Source organism: Verrucosispora sp. WMMA2121, from assembly GCF_027460185.1.
Lineage (GTDB): Bacteria > Actinomycetota > Actinomycetes > Mycobacteriales > Micromonosporaceae > Micromonospora > Micromonospora palythoicola.
The window spans coordinates 4,615,293-4,634,624 of sequence record NZ_JAPZBH010000006.1 but is presented as its reverse complement, the minus strand read 5'-3'; the positions used below and the strand labels follow the sequence as shown (position 1 = coordinate 4,634,624).

The following is a 19,332-nucleotide window of genomic DNA, read 5'->3' as shown; positions in this document are numbered from 1 at the left end:
CCAGAGCCATGGTGGCCGCCCCGAACCTCAATCGCCCGGGCGGCGCTTTTCCTGACGGCGCTGCATCCACTGTCATCACTAGCCCCTGTCGGCGGGTTACCTCGCTTATCTGACGCCGACTTCGTACCTGGTGAATCTGAGACGAACGTTAATGTTCTCAGGCCGGTTGTCCGAGCCAGGTGCCCGGCGCACGCTGTGCGGGTACAGGTCGCGGTGCACCAGTGGGTCGCCCTGTGCCGCGTTCAGCCCATGTTGCTCGATCGCGGCCAGTCGATCGAGGTGGTGCGCTGCCCACGTCGAGGCGGTGTGCAGCCGGGCGATGCTGGACGGATCGAGGGCGATGCCGGACCAGCCGCCGAGTCGCGGGTGGTCGCGCGGCGGAACCTGGGCCGGCTCGGCGGGACGCTGCGTAGCGGCGCGGCTGGCGGCGTGAGCAAACGAGTTGAGCGCGGCCAGGCAGACGTCGGACGCCTGGGTCTTGGTGTCGCGGTGCAGGAGCTTTCCGCGTACGCGATGCCGTTGCCGGCCGATGGTCAGCTCACCGGCGTCGAGGTCGACGTCGGTCCAGGTGAGGCCGAGGGCATCTCCTGTCGCGGGCCGGTGACGAGGACCAGGGCGTACGGCCCGGACGTGGGTGAGGCTGGCCCGCAGCACGCCGAACCAGCGCCGACGGTCCTCAACGGATGGGCCGCTGACCTGCTGGAGTGCCGTTCCCTCAGTGCAACGGGTTTGGCGTGGAACGTATTCACGCAGGCACTCGATGGACGGGCGCGCCAACTGCGTCGAACAGCATGAAACTTCAGGTCAACAGGCATGAACCACCTGGAAGCGGCTGCTCGTTGTGTTGGCTTTCGTGGGTGACCTCTTTTGCCGTCCGGAGATCCGGACGGTGTCGAGTACAAAGTCCACCATGGATGTCGTAGGGGGCTTCGAGAGGTCTCTTGCCATCCGCTCTACACCGGTGTAGGACATGTAGTGCGCTGGTGTGAATGTGGACCGTCGTGGCTGTCGGGAAGGTTTCGGTGGCCGATCTCGATGGTGAGGCGCGTGCCTTCGATGCGGGAGGCCTTGACGCTCTGAGAGGGGCAGCATCGCGATGTCACACAGCAGTGGCCCCCGAACGACCAGCCTTGTCGCAGCCGCGGCTCTGGTGGTGGTGTCAGTCATCGCGGCCGCCCCGGCGGCTGCCGCGACCGACACGTGGCATTCGAACGACGACGTCTATCACTACTTCAAGGTGCCGCAGTCGCAGGCCAGCAGCATTGTCGGCGGAACGCCGGCAACGCTCGAACTGGAGGCGAACATCGGCCCGAGCGGCACCTGGTCGGCGCTCGCGCTCGACCCGAGCGGCTCGGACTACGCCGCGAACGTCGGTCCGCTCGATCCCGGGCTGTACTACTACCAGTACACCGCGACGATGCAGGACAGGTCGAAGGTGTCCTTCCGGCAGCCCGGCAGCCCGGTGGCGGTGACGTCGAAGCCAAACTGGAACACCTTCTTCGTGCCCGGTGAGTCGGTCGCGTGGATGGACGACATCGCCGCGGGCGGGACTGTGGAGGAACTGTCCTACCCGAGCGCGACAGCGGCGGAGGACCGTACCGCCCTGGTGTGGACGCCGCCCGGCTACGCCTCGGCCCGGGCCGAGGCGTACCCGGTCCTGTACCTGCTGAGCAGCGAGGGTCAGACAGCTCGTGAGTGGCTGGAACTTGGCCGGGCGAAGCAGATCCTCGACAACCTGGTCGCCGGCGGGGACGCCAAGCCGATGGTGGTCGTGATGGCTGACGCCAATTCCGCCGACCCCCGCGCCGAGCTGCTCGACGCCATCGTCCCCGCAGCACGGGCCGGCTACAACATCTCGTCTCGGCCCAAGGGTCAGGCGCTGGCCGGTGTCGCCACGGGCGCCGAGCAGGCGATCAGCATCCTCCGCAGCGATCCCGGCAGGTTCGCCTACGTCGGATCCTTCTCCGGCTCTGCCGACGGCCCGATCACCAGAGCGGAGGCCAAGGCGATCAACAAGGGCACCAAACTGCTGCGGGTATTCGTCGGCAACACGCTCGATCCGTCGTACAACGACAACTACGACCTGCTGGTGGACCTGAAGAAGTCCGGAGTGAGGTTCGAGTTCGACGGCGTCAACCCTGACGGCGGCGCCACCTGGGACGCGTGGCGGGAGAACCTGCGAGACTTCGCCGCTCGGCTCTTCGGACAGAAGGTCCTCCGCCACGGCGCCAGCAAGGGACACCGCGCGCTGACCCGGCCGTACGAGCCCCCCGCGGCCGGCTCGATCACCACCCCGCACATCGACCCGCACGGCATCGTCACGTTCGAGACCGGCACCCAGTGGGCTGGCGCCAAGGACGTCACGATCTGGGGCAACTGGGCTCCGAATGGCCAGTGGTTCCGGATCCCGATGGACAAGCAGCCCGACGGCCGCTGGCGAACGACGATTGGGCCGCTCGACGGCTACTACTACTACCGGTACGTGGTCGACGGCGTCGACCTGAAGGACCCGGCCGACACCGTCAACACCCACGTGATGGAGTCGCAGCTCTTCGTGCCGGGTAAGTCCGATGCGATGCTGGCCGATGTCCCCGAGGGCAGGGGCGGCACGGTCTCACTGATGACCTACGACGGAAGCCAGGGCACAGAGCGCCACGCGTACGTCTGGACGCCGCCAGGCTACGATGCTGACCGCGAAGCCGCCTACCCCGTGATGTACCTGTACCACGGCGGGGGCCAGAACTACGGCAGCTGGCTCGAAACCGGGCGTGCCAAGCAGATTCTCGACAACAGCTACCTCAACAAGACAATGGCGCCGATGGTTGTGGTCATGCCCGACCAGAACGGCGTCGACTTCTGGACCGACCTCAGCCGGCACGTGATGCCAACCGCGGCGGACAAGTACAACATCTCGACTGATCCGGATGAGCAGGCGCTCGCTGGCCTGTCGTGGGGGGGCATGAACACCCTGAGCACGTGGCTCAGCCACCCGGGCGAGTTCGCCTACGTCGGTGTCTTCTCGGGGTTCCTGTTCTCCTACCCCAGCGGCGTCGACGCCGAGGCGGTCAACGAAGGCACAAAGCTGGCACGGCTGTACTCCGGTGACGTCGACTTCACGTACACGTTCACCCAGAACACGATGCAGTGGCTGACCTCCCAGGGCATCGAATACGAGTACGCCGGCACCTGGGTCGGACCGCATGGCTTCGACATCTGGATGGCGAATCTGATCGACTTCTTGCCGCGGATCTTCGCGCCCGAGTACCGGTTCGGCGGGGTGCGGCCACCGCTGGCCGGCGACGGCTCCGACATCGTCGAAGCCGGACGCGCCGTGCCGGTCAAGTTCACCCTGACCGACGCAGACGGCGAGACGGTCACCGACGCGCGGCCGCGCGTCTACCTCGTGAGGAAGACCGACGGCGTGGCTGGCAACCGCGTTCCGGCCACGCCTGTCCAGAAGAGGGCGGACAACACCGCACGCTACAGCGCGGCAAGCAACCAGTACATCTTCCACTGGGACACCAGGGGGCTCGCCCCCGGTGCCTACGAGTTGCAGATCGACCCGGTCCGCGGCCCCGTTCACGCCATCGCCCTGACCATCAACTGACCTCGCGTCACGCGGCCGGCGCGCCCCGGATCGGGCGGGCCGGCCGCTGCGTCCCGGGGTTGTGAATGGTGCAGTCTTATACCCTGGCCGACGAATCGACGAGCGGCGGGAGGGGCTGTGGCGCGCAAGACCAACAGGTCGGCGACGATGCGCGACGTCGCCCGACTCGCCGGGGTGTCGGTCAAGACGGTGTCCAACATCCTCAACGGCTATCAGTACGTGCGCCCGGAAACCCGTGAGCGGGTGGACGACGCGATCCGTGAGCTGGACTACCACGTGAATGTGTCGGCGCGGAACCTGAGCCGGGGCCGGACCGGGGCGATCGCTCTGGTGCTGCCGTCGCTGCGCGTTGTGTACTTCGCCGAACTCGCGGACGCTGTCATGCGAGAGGCATCCAGGCGGGGCCTGACCGTCTTCATCGAGCAGACCAACGCCGAGCGCGACCGCGAGTTGCGGGTACTGGACGGCAGCTACCGGTCACGCTTCGACGGCGTGCTGTACTCCCCGCTCGCGCTGGGCCAGAAAGACCTCCCGCTGTTCGACGTCGACTTCCCCCTCGTGCTCCTGGGCGAGCGGGTGTTCGATGGCGGCCTCGACCATGTCACGATGAGCAACGTCGAGGGAGCACGCGCGGCGACCGAGCACGTCCTGGGCCGGGGTGCAACCACGGTAGTTCCCCTGGGAGTCAAGGACGACCCATCGCCGAGCAGCGGAACGCTGCGGTTCCAGGGTTTCCGGGACGCCCTCCAGTCACGAGGTTTCGACGTCGATCCACGCGCGATCATCGGTGTACCCGACTATTTCCACTCCACCGGCGCCACGACGATCGCTCGCATCCTGGACAGCGGCGTCAAGCCCGACGCGGTCGTGGCGTTCGCCGACACACTCGCGCTGGGTGCGCTCGCCGCCTTTCAGGACCGCGGCCTACGGGTTCCCGAGGACGTCCTGCTGATCGGCTTCGACAACATCGACGAAGCGAACTACTCCCGACCTCCGCTGAGCACCATCGACCCCGGACGCGACGTGATCGCACACCAGGCAGTCGACCTGCTGGAAGAGCGGATCCAGCTCCAGTTCGACGGTGTGCCGCGAGAGGAACAGCCGGCGCCCCGGAGGGTAGTGGTCGAATTCGAACTGATCCAGAGGCAGTCGACGCTGCGCTGAGGCCGCCCTGCCAGCGGTAGCGCAATTGCTACGACGGCGCCCGTCGGCGTACTGCTGTGACTGGCACTTCGCCCTGCTGCAGCGGCGCGTCACCGCCGGTCGCGCTCCTGCGCTCGGACGAAGATCACGACGACGCGAGCGTCTTCGTCGAACTCAAGGCGGACAGCTTCCTCGTTTCGCTGGGTTTGCCGCGGCTGCCGAGGGTTGGCTGAGCGGACCGACCCCCAGCGTGGCGCTGAGCGTCGGTCACCGACGCTCAGGAGCGACGACCGGCCAACGCGCAGGGCGCGGCGCCGCGACTTCCGCGACCACTGCGAGAAATCGGACAGCCCACGGTGCGCGCACCGGCTATGGACTGTCCGGGGCGGGGCGACGGCCGTAGACTGACCCGGCCGTCCGGCATCCACTGGTATCTTGGGTTAGTTTGGGAAGTTTGCTCCGTCTCCAGCCGCCGCGTTCGGAGCCGGTCAGGATCACTAGCGTGCGATTGTCCTATAGAGGAATCGATGGAAACCACGGTCGATGATTATCTGTCTCACCAATTGGATGTGAGCAAGATCAGCCTCGCCGAACTCCGGGAGGCGAGCCATGGCGCGTTCGTGCACTGCCTGGAGCGGATTCTCGACGAGCTGGACCGACCGCAGGACCCCGTCGCTGGTTTCACCTCCGCGATCTGAACCCCGTCGTGGTCACCGGCGCGCCACCGTCACTTCCCTCGCCGCCCGAATGGCCGCTCGGCGAGTCACCGCTCGACATCGCACCGGCCGGTTGGCGGCCCACCCCGTTCCACGACTTCGTCGTCAAGCTGCACAGTCGGTGCGACCTCGCCTGCGACTACTGCTACATGTACGAGCTGGCCGACCGTTCCTGGCGGGGCCGGAAGGCCTTCATGTCCGACGAGGTCGTCGACCTGGCGACCCGGCGCATCGCCGAACACGCTCGCGACCATCGCCTGTCGACGATCCGGGTCATCCTGCACGGCGGCGAGCCGCTGCTCGCCCCGCCCGCCACGTTGCAGCGGGTGGTGAGCACGCTGCGTGCGGCGCTGTCGCCCGGGACGGCGGCACAGTTCACCGTGCAGACCAACGGCACCCGCCTGACCGAGCAACGCCTGCGCCTGCTGAGCGCCGCCGGCCTGCGGGTCGGGGTCAGCGTGGACGGTGGCCGGGTGGCCAACGACCGGCACCGCCGGCATCTCGGCGGCCGGAGCAGCTTCCCCGCCGTCGACCGCGCGCTGCGGCTGTTGCGCGAGCAGCCCGATCTGTTCGCCGGCATCCTTAGCGTCATCGACCTGCGCAACGATCCGGTCGAGACCTACGAGACGCTGCTGGCGTACCAGCCCCCGGCCCTGGACTTCCTGCTGCCGCACGGCAACTGGAGCGAGCCACCGCCGGGTCGTCCGCCCGACGCAAGCACCCGGTACGGAGAGTGGCTCGTCGCTGTTTTCGACCGGTGGTACGACGCGCCCCGGCGGGAGACCCGCCTCCGCCTCTTCGAAGAGATCGCCGTGGGCGTACTGGGCGGCCACAGCAGGTCGGAGCAGATCGGACTGAGCCCCGTCGGGGTGATCGTCATCGACGTCGACGGGTCGCTCGAACAGGTCGACACGCTGCGCTCCGCCTACGAGGGCGCCCCGGCCACCGGCCTCAACCTGGCCGATCACCCGTTGGACGCCGCCCTGCGGCACCCGGCCGTCATCGCCCGACAGATCGGCGTGAAGGCACTCGCTCCGGCGTGTCTTGATTGTTCGGTTCATCCGATCTGTGGTGGAGGGTACTATCCGCACCGATACCGTAAGGGCTCAGGATTCCGCAATCCCTCGGTCTTCTGCGCCGACCTGCGATATCTGATCGACCACATCGCCGGCCGCGTACAGGCCGATGTCGCCCAAGTGATGAGGCAACGCGCGTGACCGACGTGATCCGACTTCCCGCCCAGTCCTTCAGCCAGCTCGCCGCGGGTCACGGCGACGCCGAGACGATCGCCCGGCTCCGCCGCGGCCAGCTCAGCCGGCGGCTGTTCCTGCTGCGGGCACTGCTGGACGCCGACCCGTCCCCGGACACCGGGGCCTCGCTGGAGCTGCTCGTCCGCGCCCAGGCCCACCGGCCGGAGGCCGTCGACGAGGTACTGCTCGCGCCGCACGTCGGCTCCTGGCTGACGGTCACACTCCGGCGCCTGCGGGCCGGCCCCGCCACGGTGCCGCCCCGCAGTCGCCGCTCCAGCGCCACCGACGGCACCGTCGCGGCCTCCCGCGACGTCGGCCGGCTGGGCGAGATCGCCGTGGCCGCGGCGGCCCGGGCCGGGCTGGACTTCACGATCGAGCTGTCCAGCACCGACGGCCAGGTCATGCTGCCGACGTACGGGCGCGCCGAGTCGGGGACCGGCAGCGTCACCGTCACCGCCGAGGACGGCCGGCTGCGGATCGGCCCGGTCCTGGTACCCACCGACCCGTCGGCGGACGCGCCAGGGTGGTCCGGCCTGCGCACGATCGCGGCCCAGGCCGCCGGCTGCACGCTGCGGCTGATCGTCGACGACCTCGACCCGTGCCGCGACATCCATCAACTCCGGGCGGCGGGCCGGCTCACCGACCTCGAGCTGGCCGGGTGGCAGGCGGCCCTCGACGAGGCGTGGCCGGTGCTCGTGCGGTGGCACTCCGGCTACGCCGAGGGGATCGCCGCGGGACTCACCACGATCGTCCCGCTGGTCGCCCCCGAGGAGAGTTACGGCGTCAACGCGACCGCCATGGAGTCGTTCGGCGCCGTGTCCCTGACCCCACCCACCGATCCACTCGCCCTGGCGGCGGCGCTGGTACACGAGTGGCAGCACGCCAAACTCGGGGCGCTGCTCGACCTGATTCCGCTGCACCACGCCGATCCGGAACCCCGGCACTACGCGCCGTGGCGCGACGATCCCCGGCCGCTCGGCGGGCTGTTGCACGGTGTCTACGCCTTCTTCGGGGTCACCGACTTCTGGCGGGTGCAACGGCACGTCCAGCGCGACGCCGCCGCCCGGTTCGCCGACTTCGAATTCGCCCGCTGGCGCTCCATGGTCTGGCAGACCACCGAGCTGCTGCACGGGGTCCCGAACCTGACCGCGGAGGGCCGGCGGTTCCTCGCCACGCTGACCGAACGGCAGCGCCGCTGGCTCGCGGAACCCGTCTCCCCGGCTGCGGCCTCGCTGGCCCGGCAGGTCACTGCCGAACACCGGCTCGGCTGGCGCCTACGCAACCGGATGCCCGATCCGCACCGGGTGCGCCTGCTGGCGGACGACTGGCTGGCCGGGGCAGCGCCCTCACCCGGGCCGATCTCCGCCGTGCTGACCCACGACGTCGGTTGGACCTCGACCCACAACGTCCGATTCGACCTGGCCGGACTCCAGATGGCAGATCCGGAGGGCTTCGACCAGCTCTGCACCGACCCGACCCAGGTGACCACGCAGGTACCACAGGCGTCCGCCGGCGACATCGCGCAGATCCTCGGCGACCACGCGACCGCCCGCGCCGTCTACCTCCGCCAGATCCTCGACCAGCCGGACGAGCCACGGTCCTGGGTCGGTCTGGCGATCCTCACCGAGTTGAGCGGCGACGGCGCGGACGGGGAGACCGCCGCGCTGCACCAGATGCCGGAACTCGTCGCCGCGCTGCACCGCGAGATCCGGCGTCGCGGCGCCGACGCACCGGACCCGCTCCGGCTGACCCGCTGGCTGCGCCCCCTCGTGGACGAGGCGCCTGAGGCGGTCAGCCCGGCGGCGGGCGCCCCGCTCGCCGCCCGGGCCTAGCCGCCGTCCTCCCGAACCCGCCAGTGCTCACGTCGGAGGCGGGTCGATCGGGATCGACACCCGATGGCTGGCCAGCAGTTCGGCCGCGTCCGGGTGGTCCAGGCCGACGGTCCGCTCGTACCCGGCGATGGCCGCGTCGCGCAGCTCCCGGGCGGCCGGCCGGTCGCCGAGCGCCGACAGCTCGATCGAGAGGTTCGCGGCGCAGATCAACGTCTCCGGGTGATCCTGGCCGTTCACCTGCCGGGCCGCCGCCAGGGTCTCCCGCAGTAGCGAAGCCGCTCCGGCATGGTCTCGGCTGGCAGCGAGATCGTTGGCGAGGTTGATCATCGCACAGAGGGTGTACGGGTGCTCCATCCCGAGCCCGGCACGGAGTCCGGCGACCGCCCGCTCGTCGAGCCGGCGCCCTTCGGTGTAGTCCCCGAGTAGGCGGAACACGATCGCCAGGTTCGTCATGCAGACGTACGTGAAGGGGTGTTCGTCGCCCAGGACCCGCTGGTAGCCGGTCAACGTCTCCTCGCCCAGCACCCGGGCCTCGGCCAGGGCCCGGGCCCGCGCCACCCGCTCCTGCTCGGTGCGGGGCAGGATGTTGAACAGCGTCATCGCCGCCGAGATCGTGTCGGCGTGGTTCTCCCGGAACCGGCGCAGGCACAGCGAGTACACCTCGCGAGCCACCGTCAGCGCCTCGCTGTAGAGACCGGTCTTGCGCAGCGTGACCGCGTGCAGCCGGGTCGCCCGCAGCACGTTCGAATGGTCCGGCCGCAGGCTTCCCCGGTGCAGCGGCAGCCACTGCCGCTGCAACCGCAGCGCCTCGTGGTAGCGGCCCAGCCCGTCCAGATCCCGGGAGAGTAGGGTGGCCGTGAACAGGGTGTACGGGTTCGTGTCGCCTAGCACCCGCCGGTAGCGCGCCCAGTTGTCCTCGTCCGTGCGCCGCGCCCGCTCGAAGTCGCCGAGCAACCGGTAATCGACGGCGAGGTTGTTCGCACAGCGCAGGGTGTCCGGAGCGTCCTCACCGAACACCCTGCGGTGCGCCTCGAGCAGCCCCTCGTCCAGTTCGCGGGCCCGCTGCCACTCGCCGAACAGCCTCAGGTCCGCCCCGAAACTGTTGGCCAGCGCCAACGTGTGTTCGTGGTCGGGCCCGAGCGTGTCGCGGGCGATCTCGTACGTCCGCTCGTTCAACCGCCTCGCCTCCTGCGGATTGCCGGTGGAGCGCAGCGCGTTGGCGAGGAACCGGGCGGTGATAATGGTTTGCTCGTTGGCCGCCCCCAGCTTCTCCAGCCACCGGCGGTACGCGATCGAGCCGAGCTCGCGGCTGCTCTCGTAGTCGCCGCTGACGTAGAGGTAGCGGATCTGGTCGAGCACCACCTTGCGGATGTCGTCGGATTCGCCGTCGATCGCCCCGGAGGCCAGCACGTGCGGGTTGAGTTCCGCGTGCCGGGGCCAGATCTCCTGGTCCTCGGTCGGATCACCGGGGTTCGCGGCGGCGAGGAGCTTCTGCACGGCGGTGCGGTAGGTCTCCCGGTCGGCCGGGGTGAGCCGGTCCCGCAGGATCGCCTGCACCAGGCGGTGGATCTGGATGCTGTTGCGGGTCGCGTCCACCTTCGCCAGGCCGTACTTGCCGATGTCTCGCACCGCCCGGCGCAACTGGATGTCGTCCCGGACGGTGGCGTCGAGCAGGCTGGGCAGCCCGGCGTAACGCCCCATCGGCAGCAGTCTGATCGAGATGGGCTCCGAACCGAGGAAGGCGCACAGCTCCAGCAACTGCAACGCGGCGGGGGTCTGCTCGGCCAGCTGGTCGAATGCCAGCCCCCAGGTGATCACCACCGGCGTCGAGTACGACGCGGGTGAACTCTCCCGCAGCAACAGGCCGACCCGTTTTTCCAACTGGCCGAGGTACTCGTCGATCGGGGTGCCGGTCGCCAGCATCCAGGCCGCCGCCTGCTCCAGCGCCAGCGGCAGGTCCCCCAGCTGCTCCGCCAGCCGGTCGGTGTCCCCGTCGTCCAGCTCCGGCAGCCGCCGCCGGATCAGCTCGATACTCTCCTCCCGGGTGAAGACATCCACCTCGATGCTGTCCGCCACCCCGGCCCAGTTGTGGTTGCGGGAGGTGATGAGCACATGCCCGCCGGGGTTGCTGAGGAACGGCATCAGGTCCTCGGCCCGGGTCGCGTTGTCGAAGACCAGCAGCCACCGGCCGTACGGTCGTCCGGTGCGCAATGCGTCGTACACGGTCTCCAGGGCCTGCGACACGTCGACGTCGTCGCTGACCAGATCGAGCTTGCGGGCCAGGGCAACGAGCGACTCCCGGATCCGGGTCGGCTGTTCGGCCGGAACCCACCAGATCAGGTCGTAGTCGCTGGCGTACTTGTAGACGTACTCCACGGCGAGCTGGCTCTTGCCGACTCCGCCGAGGCCGTGCACGGTGTGCGGCAGCACCGCGGTGACGTTGTCGGTCAACCGCTGGCGCAGCACGTTGAGCAGTTCTTCCCGCCCGGTGAAGTCCGGGTTGCGGGGCGGCACGTTCCCGAACACCGCCGGCTGCTCCCCGACACTGGAACGGCCCCGATCTCCTGGAGCGGTCGGTGCGGTCATGTCGTCCCCCTCTTCGGGTGTCGCCGCGATCGGTAGTCGCCGGTCGGTCCGCTGCGTTGGCGTGGCTGGCGGGCCGAGGGCGGCCGGAGCCAGCCGCCGCGCGAGTTCCGAGTACCGGCCTCCCAGGCTGCGCAGCACGGTGTAGGCCACCTCTGCGAACGGGCGGCCCAGTCGGGTCGCCAGCCGGCCCGAGACCTGTCCGGCGAGCAGCGCCGGAAAGTCCAGAGCCGCGCCCATGTGCTCGTTGACGTAGCGGGAAACGACGTCGAGGATCCGCAGCGCCTCACCGACCCGTAGTCCGGAGAGTAGTTCCTGCCGTACCCCGGGAAGGAACTCGTAGCGGGCCTGTTCGACCGGCGTGTCCTCGGTCCAGCCCGCCGCGTGGCGCAGCAGCCCGCTCAGGTAGACCTCGGCGAGGTCCTGCGGCTGTGAGCGTGGCAGCATGAGGCGCTGCACCAGGCGCATCACCGGCAGTGTCAGCGGTGCGGCGGCAAGGAACTCGGCGAGTTGACGGGCCTCGTCTGAGGCCACCGCCCGGAACCGGGCGACCCGCTGGGCCGGCGTCAGGTCCAGCAGCTCCGACGGCGGTGGCTCCCGCAGCGGGTCAACGAGCAGCGGACGAGGGTCGGTGGTCAGCAGCGCGACCGCCGCGACCGGGCCGAGGGTGCGGCCACTGACCAGGGCGGCCCCGGCGGCGAACCATCGCGGTGCCAGTTCCAGCACCGGTATCGCGACTGCACCGCGCGGAAGGTGATCCGGCACCTCGTCACGCAGGCGGGGATGCAGTTGCGCCGCCGGTGCCCCAGGCCGGGTCGGCCGGACCAGCACCGGGTACAGCGTCGGGCGGCAGCGGTGCCACAGCCGCTGTGGCAGCGGCTGGACCACGGCGACCGGGCCGGAGCGGCCCCAGATCGCGAGCCACCGTCGTAGCTCGGGAGCGTCCCAGATGGCGCCGATGCAGTCGCTCACCACCATCGTCAACTGCCGGCCCTCCGGGTCGACCAGCTCGCGCGGGTCCCGCGCGGTGCTGCCGCCGCCGGAGGTCAAAATCGGCCGGTGGCCCTTGGCGTCCGGCCGCACGTACCACACCTGGATGCGCCGGAACGTGTGCACCCGCATCCGCTCGACGAGGGTCCGGATCTCGGTCGCCGTCGCCTCCCAGACCACCATCGACGGGCTGCCGTCGACCAGCAGTACGAGATCCAGCCACGGCTCGGTGACCGGGGTGAGGCACGGTTGGAGCATCCGGGCCTCAGCCGACCGGCGGGCCGTCTCTGCCTCGTCGAGCCGCACGGCGTGCCGGGCGGGCACGGGCCGGCGCAGCGGGGCCAGCGCCCGGGCGATCTCCCGGGCGTGCGGCAGGGCGGGCACCCCGGGAGTGCGTACCGGCAGCGAGGACGGGTCGCGAGGCCCGTTGGCGGGCGGCGGCAGGTAGAGCCTGGCGGACGGCTCCGTCTCGGACACCGCGGGCGTCTCCGGCCGGGCGGGCTGCCGGGCCGGGGAGGTGGACGGCGGCGACGCCGGTGACTCGGGTAGCGCCCCCGGTGGTGCGTCGCTCGCCGTCGCGGCCGGCCCGGCTCGGGGCGGTCCCGGCTGGCGGGGCAGGAAGCGGGCCAGCCAGATCGCCTCGGCGTACTCCTCGGCCGTCAGGGCCGAGGGAGCGCCGCCGAGGGCGGTGACCAGCCGATCGATCATAGGGTGCCGGCCGCTTCGAGGTCCCGGATCAGGTTCGCCCGCAGCCGGGCGCGGGTCGACTCGGGCGGTCGCACCCCGGAGGTGACCAGGAAGATCGCGTTCAGCAGCTGGTCCGTGGCCACCGCACCCCGGTCGCGCATGTCGAGGAAGTGCGTGATCAGGTCGGCGCTGGCGGCCACCGCCTCCTCGCCGAGCATCGAGGTGATGATCTGGGCCAGGGCCTGCTCGTCCGGGGGCTGGATGTCCAGTCGCAGACAGCGGCGCAGGAAGGCGGGTGGGAACTCCCGCTCGGCGTTGCTGGTGATAACGACGACCGGGAAGGCGGCGCAGCGGACCTGGCCGCGCCGTACCGGTGCCCGCAGGGTGCCGTCGCTGGTCATCACCTCCGCCAGGCTCTGGTCCTCCGGCAGCCGGGCCAGTTCCGGGATCTCGAACCGGCCCTCCTCGAAGACGTTGAGCAGGTCGTTGGGGAGCCCCAGGTCGCTCTTGTCCAGCTCGTCGATCAACACCACCCGTGGACGTGCCCAGGGCAGGAGTGCCGTGCCCAGCGGGCCGAGCGTCAGGTAGCGGCCGATGTCCGGTATCTCCTCGGTCCGCCCGGTGGACTGGAAGAGGTTCGTCTCCTGGAGTCGGCCGATCGCGTCATAGCGGTAGAGGCCGTCGTCCACTGTGGATCGGCTGGTCACCGGCCAATAGAGCACCGGCCCGAGGCCCAGCTCGTACGCGACGCTGTAGGCGAGGGTGGACTTTCCAGTGCCCGGCTTGCCCGTCACCAGGAGCGGGCGGCGCAGGTAGAGCGCGGCGTTCACCATCTCGATCGCCTCGTCGGTGATCTGGTAGCCACGGGCCCGCTCGGCGCCCTGCCGGTCCTCCGGCAGCGCGGAGGTGATCAGTGGCCCGCCGCCGAACCGCCGCCACCGGGGCGGCTCGGGGAGCCGTTCGATGCCGTTGTGCGGCCGTCCGGTGCCGAGGTAGATCCGCCAGTCCTCGCCGTCGCCCGTGGCAAAGTCCTCCGGCTGCGGTGGTGATTCCAACACGCTGTCGCCCCTTCCTAGACCGGCGCGCTGAGGGCGTCGGCCGGTGGCACCCGGTCGATCTCGTCCCACAGCAGGGTGAGGTGGAGACCGAGGTGTTCGGGGGAGCCGCCCTCGCTACCCGCGTCGCGACGCAGCTCCCAGACCAGCTCGCGCAGGTTTGCGACGCTACGCGCCATGAGCACCTCGGGGATGTACGAATCGAACCGTGACGCCGCCGCGCGGTCGCGACACCAGAGGACGACCGGCAGTCCGGCGGTGACCGCGGCGCCGATCGCCGCCTGGATGTGCCGTTCGGCGCCGCTGACGAACAGCACGAGACAGACCGGGTAGTCGTCGTTGCCGAGCAGTCGGGCGTGCAGGTGCTGCGCGACGTACGGCTCGGTGAGCCGCTCGAAGGCGACCGCCCGGGCCTGCACGGCGGAACCCTGCTCGCGCAGCCGCCGGTGCCGCGTCCGCCAGCGGGGACGCATCAGGGAGTTGCGCATCCGGGTGAGGTCGCGGACGACCACCGGGTAGTGCACGCCGAGGGCCGTGTAGAGCCCCGGAGCCGCCACCTGCCACCGGTCGAACTCGTAGTCGAGCAGGGGACGGGGCACGATGAACTCGACAGTCAGTTGACCGATCTCGGCGGTACTGCGACTGGCCAGTTCGGTGAGCGCCTCATCGATCTTGAGCTGGATCTGCTCCAGTCGGAACCGATCCTCCGGCCCGTCCGGCATGCGTTCCCAGTGCCACGGCAGCCGGCCGGGATCGCCCGGGGTCACCAACCAGGCCTCGAACAGGTACCGGGAGGCGTCGATGCCGTCCATGTCCAGCAGCACCACGAAGTAGGAGCGGTACTGGTCGCCGTCCGAGGGTCTGGGACCGCCCGTCGACCCGGGCGGCGGCGGGGACGCCGCCGGACCCGGTGGAACCCCCATCCGCCGGGCGACCGCGTCGGCGAGGCGGCCGGCGATCCGGCGGGCCGGTAGGGCGACCCGGCCCGCCAGGTCGTCCAAAAAGGCGACCAGCGGCGGGCGTACGTCAGGGTCGGAGACCGCGTCCTCCAGCTCCCGGAGTACGGCCGCCAGGTCGGTGACCGGTGGGCGCACCCGCGGACCGAGCCGCGCCACCGCGCCGCGGCAAAGGTCCAGCAGCACCCGCGGATCGAGGCCGTCGGCCAGCTCGACGATCTGGCCGCGTTCGTCGGCGGTGAGGATCTCCGGCGGCAGGTGGATGGCGACGAGTGCGCGGAAACGGTCCAGTTCCGGGCTCTCACCGTCCACCGCCGCAACCGCCTCGGGCAACAGCCGGAGCGCCCCCGGCACCTCCTCGCAGGCCGCGACGAGTCCCCAGAGGTCGGCGAAGGGCACGTCGGAGCGGCGGAAGACCGGCTCGCCCTCGATCAGGTGGCCGAGTTGCCGGATGTACCGGTCGCGGTGGGTGCGTACCTCGGCACCGGTGAGCGCGAGCATCGCGTCGACCAGCCGGCGGTGGTCGTGGGATTCGAGGGTCACCGGCGCCGCCACCCGAGCGCACTTCGGCAACGCCGAAGGACACCGCTATCGACCATGTCTCCTCCGATGCGATGCCGAGAACCACCCATTGCGGCGGGTCTACAGATAGTACGGAGGCAACCGCCCACGGTAGAAGCCTCCGCACGGGGGAAATCAATTAGCTTAAATTGAACGCATCGGACGGATCGGTGGAATACCGACCGCCGCCAGCGGTGCGGGCCGGTCCGTCGCCCGCAGCGCCTCATGACCGGTGTGAATGGCGTTGCGGATGTCCGCCACCACCGCTCCGCCCCCGTCCGGCACCGGTGCGCGTAACGCGTCCCGTACGCCGAGCTGGCGGGCGTGCAGCAGGGAGATCAGCTCGTCTCGGCGTACCTCCACGGTCCGCTGGACCTCCCGCAGCCGCGCCAGCGGTGACCGCCGTACTCCCTCGGGCCCGCCGTCGCCGGCCGGACCGCCGGACCAGGCCGGATCGGTGGCGCGCAGCCGGGTGCGGGCGACGTGGAGCCGGCGGATCTGCGCCTCGCCGCAGGCGATGGCCTCCTGGACGGCCGGTCCGATCTCCATGCCCGCGGCCTCGCACTCCACCGCAATCTCCGGGTCGAGCAGGAACGCGCGGGTCAGCGCCGCACCGTCACCGGCCCACGCCGCGGAGAGCACCAGCAGCGGCGGGCACAGCGGCAACGCGTCGACGGAGTCGGTCAGCACCTGGGCCGCGCGCTGGTCGCCGCCCGCCCGCAGCGTGACGACCGCGAGCAGCAGCGCCCCGGCGGTCAGCGCGGCCGTCGGCGCCGGGTGGTCTGGCGCGGCCTCCCGCAGCCCTCCGGCGGCCGCCGCGAACGCGTGGCCTGCGGCCCGCCAGCGTCCGCCGATCGCGTGGCTGATCCCGAGTCCCCACCAGGCACCGGCCGTCCCGTCGCCGCGCACCGCCGCCCCGAACTGGGTGGTCGCCTCGTCCCAGCCGCCCGCCCGCAGGGCCAGCCAACCCTTACGGTCGGCCAAACCCCGCAGCATCCGCTCCACCGGTTCGGGCAACCCCGCCTCCCAGTGCAGGCGCTCCGCCGCCCAGGGGACGGGCCGCTGGCGGGGCGGGACCGGACCGTCCGACCGGTCGGCACCGCGCGCGTCCCGAACCTCCACCCCGGCCGGCGGCAGGGGCGCGGTCCGGCCGGCCGCCGTGGCCAGGGCTGGGCCCCGGGCGCTCCGGGCGACGTAGAGGTCGCCCTCGCCGTACATCCAGCGGCGGGGCGTCTGCCCGCCGGCCACCGCGACCGAGTCCCTGACGTACCGGTAGAGCTCGTCGGCAGATACCAGTCCGTCACCGTCCAGGTCGGCGTCACCGGTGCGCAGTCCCTCGATCACCGCGCCGGCGAAGACGGAGTGCCGTGGGTTGTCGGTCAGCGGCAGCGGTTCGCCGGCCGGCTCCCAGGCGTACTCGTGGGCGGTGGTGGCGGTCAGGACGGCGCGGCCGGTGCCCTCGCCCGGGAACAGGTCCCCGCCGCGGACGCCCGCGTCGCCCTGGTGGGTCAACACCCGCGACACCGCCCCGCTGAAGCAGCAGTCCAGCAGCAGGACCATCCGCTGACAGGCCGAGCGGTTGAGCAGTCGGTTGATCAGTTCCGTGGGAAGCGCGGTGGCCGGCAGGTCGTCGACGTCCGTGTCGGCCAGAGCGAGGTAGAGCAGCCCGTCGATGTCGCGTCGACCGTGGCAGGCGAAGAAGATCAGCAGGTGGTCCGACCGGCCGGCCGACCGCAGCAGTCGGGCGATCTCCAGCCGGGCCTCGTGCTCGGTCGGGTTGACCAGCAGTCGTACGTCGTAGGCACCGACCGTCGGGTCACCGAGCAGCCGGGCCAGCACCTGGACGTCGTGCGCCGGAGACCGGAGGCGGGACAGCTTGGGATCCTCGTACTCGTCACAGGCGATCAACAGGGCGCGTCTGCGCGTCACCGGGGAAGTTTCCGGTCGAGCCAGGTCTGGGCGATGCGGCGCTGGTCGGCGGCGGAGACTCCGGTGAGTTCGAGTTCGCTGCCGTCCGGCTCGACGATCCGCACGCCGCGTCCCTGGCGCTGGCCGGCCCAGGCGACGAGGAGTTCCAGCACCGCGATGATCGACGGGAGAGCGGGTTCGATGGCCAGCGCGACGGCACCGATCATCTCGATCTCGCCGGCACGGGTGCCGTCCGGCGCGACCTCGGTCGGTGCGGGCAACCGTTCCCCGTACGGCGCCAGTTCCAGGGCCAACTGCCGGGCACCGCGTTCCAGCTCGCCAGGTCCGTCCTCCGGGCCCCCGAACAGGAGCGCGGCGATCGGCAGCCCGCTGTGGTCAGCCATCAGGTTCCTCCCCGGGTACGGATCCGTCCGCGTCAATTGCACCATCGGTGGTCAACGCGCCCGGCCGGCGCCGCTCTCATCTCGGTCACGAGCGGACGAGGCGCACGCCGGTCGCGAGCAGCCAGACGAGCCAGGCGACGAACCCTAGGAGCCCGACGAAGATCAGCGGCGAGCCGTCGGCGATCGCGAGGTTGCCCAGCCCCGCAGCGAGCAGCAGGCTCCCGCCCACCATGCCCAGCAGGCGCTGCCAAGCCGGAGTCAGCCCGCTCGCGTGCGCGGCGAGGGCCGAGCCGATGCAGGTGGTGCCGAGCATCGGCAGCGCCAGCGCGAACGCCGCTGCGTGAATCTGCCAGACGAGCCCGAACGCGGGCGTCGGCTCGGCGAGCGCGCTGGCGGAGAGCGCGAGCCCGATCTGCAGGACGTTGACGAGCACGAAGATGGCCGACAGCGTTGCGCCAGCGGTCAAGGCGAGGCGCGACCAGTCGGTGCCCGCTCCGCCGCGCCGCTTTACGAGGCCGTGCAGGCCCGTCACGAACACGAGCAGCAGCGGCAGGTACACGGCTACCAGACCGGACACGATCGCGACCGCGTCGCGGTTGGCCGCGTAGTAGGCCAGCACTTCCTCGATCGGAGCGCCGTAGGGCAGCGCGCCCGTCACCGCAAACAACACGTTCTCTGTCACCACCAACACCGCGAACGCGATCGCCGCGGCACCGACGAGCCGGCCTCGAACGAACCAACTGCGGGCTGGTGTGGTGGCGGTGTTCTTCGGTGATCCCATCTCTTACTCCTTCGTTGCGGTCGGATGACCGGCGGGTTGTCGAGCGGGTTCGGGGATTGTTTCGCTGATTCGTACACCGTACTACGGTTTAGTACACCGTACGATGAAAGTACGCTTGACGATTGTCAAGCCGTTCGAGCGAGTGAGGAGACCCGTGTCCGGGAGGAAAAAACGCCAGGTCGCGCCCGACGCGGGGCTGAGCAAGCAACGAGTGGTCATCGAGGCCATCCGGATCGCCGACCGCGAGGGGGTCCACGCGCTGAGCATGCGCCGGCTGGCCGGCGCGCTCGGCGCGGGCGCGATGTCGCTCTACTACTACGTAGCGAACAAGGAGGAACTGCTGGACGCCATGATCGACATCGTGTTCGAGGAGATCGAGCTCCCGCCCGACGAGACCGACTGGCAGTCGGCGATGCGACGGCGGTCGGTGTCCGCCCGACAGGTTCTCGCCCGCCACCCGTGGGCGATCGGCCTGATGGAGTCGCGGACGTCGCCGGGGCCCGCGCACCTGCGCCACCGCGAAGCGGTCACCGCCTGCCTGCGAAGGGCCGGCTTCTCGGTTCTGATGGCGACGCACGCCAACTGGTTGCTCGACGTCTACGTCTACGGTTTCGCCCTACAGGAAAGCAGCCTGCCGTTCGACACCGCCGATGACTTCGCGGACATGGCCGAGGACGTCTACCTGCCCCAGCTTTCTCCTGACGAGTTCCCCTACCTCAACGAGTCCGCCGCAGCGCTCGTCGCTGCCGGCTACGACCCGGCAGAGGAGTTCATCTTCGGCCTCGACCTCATCCTGGCCGCCCTCGAGCCCCTAAGAGCCTCCACATAGCAACCCTCAACGACCGTCGCGGTGATGGCC

At 70.5% G+C, this 19,332-nt stretch carries 13 protein-coding genes; 6 read left to right on the top strand and 7 right to left on the bottom strand.

Annotated elements, in window-relative coordinates; genetic code table 11:
- Positions 1 to 105 precede the first annotated feature (105 nt).
- A complete protein-coding gene (locus tag O7605_RS29735) occupies positions 106 to 654 on the bottom strand; it encodes a hypothetical protein (RefSeq protein WP_269742284.1) in 549 nt (182 codons plus the stop codon).
- A 502-nt stretch (positions 655 to 1,156) separates the two neighbouring features.
- Between O7605_RS29735 and O7605_RS29730 the strand changes: the two genes are divergently transcribed.
- The 5 genes from O7605_RS29730 to O7605_RS29710 all read left to right on the top strand — a co-directional run bounded on the left by O7605_RS29730 (position 1,157) and on the right by O7605_RS29710 (position 8,548).
- A complete protein-coding gene (locus O7605_RS29730; protein ID WP_269742283.1) occupies positions 1,157 to 3,607 on the top strand; it encodes an alpha/beta hydrolase-fold protein in 2,451 nt (816 codons plus the stop codon).
- Positions 3,608 to 3,724: 117 nt separating this feature from the next.
- Positions 3,725 to 4,771 (top strand): LacI family DNA-binding transcriptional regulator, encoded by a 1,047-nt coding sequence (locus O7605_RS29725; protein WP_269742282.1) that lies wholly within the window; start codon positions 3,725 to 3,727, stop codon positions 4,769 to 4,771.
- Between the two features lie 506 nt (positions 4,772 to 5,277).
- Positions 5,278 to 5,448 carry an FxSxx-COOH cyclophane-containing RiPP peptide gene (fxsA, locus tag O7605_RS29720; RefSeq protein WP_269742281.1) on the top strand — a complete coding sequence of 57 codons (171 nt, stop codon included), beginning with the start codon at positions 5,278 to 5,280 and terminating at the stop codon, positions 5,446 to 5,448.
- Positions 5,449 to 5,456: 8 nt separating this feature from the next.
- Positions 5,457 to 6,683: an FxsB family cyclophane-forming radical SAM/SPASM peptide maturase gene (locus O7605_RS29715; protein ID WP_269742280.1), complete on the top strand. Its 1,227-nt coding sequence runs from the start codon at positions 5,457 to 5,459 to the stop codon at positions 6,681 to 6,683.
- On the top strand, positions 6,680 to 8,548 hold the full coding sequence (locus O7605_RS29710; RefSeq protein ID WP_269742279.1) for an HEXXH motif domain-containing protein: 1,869 nt from the start codon (positions 6,680 to 6,682) through the stop codon (positions 8,546 to 8,548). Before O7605_RS29715 ends, O7605_RS29710 begins: the two co-directional genes overlap by 4 nt.
- 27 nt (positions 8,549 to 8,575) lie before the next feature.
- Here the strand turns inward: O7605_RS29710 and fxsT are convergent, their stop codons facing one another.
- From fxsT to O7605_RS29680, 6 genes are all read right to left on the bottom strand, one after another.
- On the bottom strand, positions 8,576 to 12,829 hold the full coding sequence (fxsT, locus tag O7605_RS29705; RefSeq protein ID WP_269742278.1) for an FxSxx-COOH system tetratricopeptide repeat protein: 4,254 nt from the start codon (positions 12,827 to 12,829) through the stop codon (positions 8,576 to 8,578).
- Positions 12,826 to 13,866, bottom strand: a complete 1,041-nt coding sequence (locus O7605_RS29700) for an AAA family ATPase (protein ID WP_269742277.1) — start codon at positions 13,864 to 13,866, stop codon at positions 12,826 to 12,828. The genes fxsT and O7605_RS29700 overlap by 4 nt, the downstream gene beginning before the upstream one ends.
- Before the next feature lie 14 nt (positions 13,867 to 13,880).
- Positions 13,881 to 15,362 (bottom strand): VMAP-C domain-containing protein, encoded by a 1,482-nt coding sequence (locus tag O7605_RS29695; RefSeq protein WP_269742276.1) that lies wholly within the window; start codon positions 15,360 to 15,362, stop codon positions 13,881 to 13,883.
- Positions 15,363 to 15,524: 162 nt separating this feature from the next.
- Positions 15,525 to 17,309: a caspase family protein gene (locus O7605_RS29690; protein ID WP_269742275.1), complete on the bottom strand. Its 1,785-nt coding sequence runs from the start codon at positions 17,307 to 17,309 to the stop codon at positions 15,525 to 15,527.
- Complete coding sequence (locus tag O7605_RS29685) at positions 17,306 to 17,692, bottom strand: hypothetical protein (RefSeq protein ID WP_269742274.1); 387 nt, start codon at positions 17,690 to 17,692, stop codon at positions 17,306 to 17,308. Before O7605_RS29685 ends, O7605_RS29690 begins: the two co-directional genes overlap by 4 nt.
- Positions 17,693 to 17,777: 85 nt before the next feature.
- Complete coding sequence (locus O7605_RS29680) at positions 17,778 to 18,473, bottom strand: hypothetical protein (RefSeq protein WP_269742273.1); 696 nt, start codon at positions 18,471 to 18,473, stop codon at positions 17,778 to 17,780.
- A gap of 154 nt (positions 18,474 to 18,627) precedes the next feature.
- On the opposite strand from O7605_RS29680, the gene O7605_RS29675 reads away from it, so the two are divergent.
- On the top strand, positions 18,628 to 19,302 hold the full coding sequence (locus tag O7605_RS29675) for a TetR/AcrR family transcriptional regulator (protein WP_332317193.1): 675 nt from the start codon (positions 18,628 to 18,630) through the stop codon (positions 19,300 to 19,302).
- Positions 19,303 to 19,332 lie beyond the last annotated feature (30 nt).

What these genes read in the sequence shown, in the direction of transcription:
- fxsA (WP_269742281.1), top strand. Translation starts at nt 5,278, where the DNA reads ATGGAAACCACGGTCGATGATTATCTGTCTCACCAATTGGATGTGAGC.
- fxsT (WP_269742278.1), bottom strand. Translation starts at nt 12,829, where the DNA reads ATGATCGATCGGCTGGTCACCGCCCTCGGCGGCGCTCCCTCGGCCCTG.
- O7605_RS29685 (WP_269742274.1), bottom strand. Translation starts at nt 17,692, where the DNA reads ATGGCTGACCACAGCGGGCTGCCGATCGCCGCGCTCCTGTTCGGGGGC.
- O7605_RS29680 (WP_269742273.1), bottom strand. Translation starts at nt 18,473, where the DNA reads ATGGGATCACCGAAGAACACCGCCACCACACCAGCCCGCAGTTGGTTC.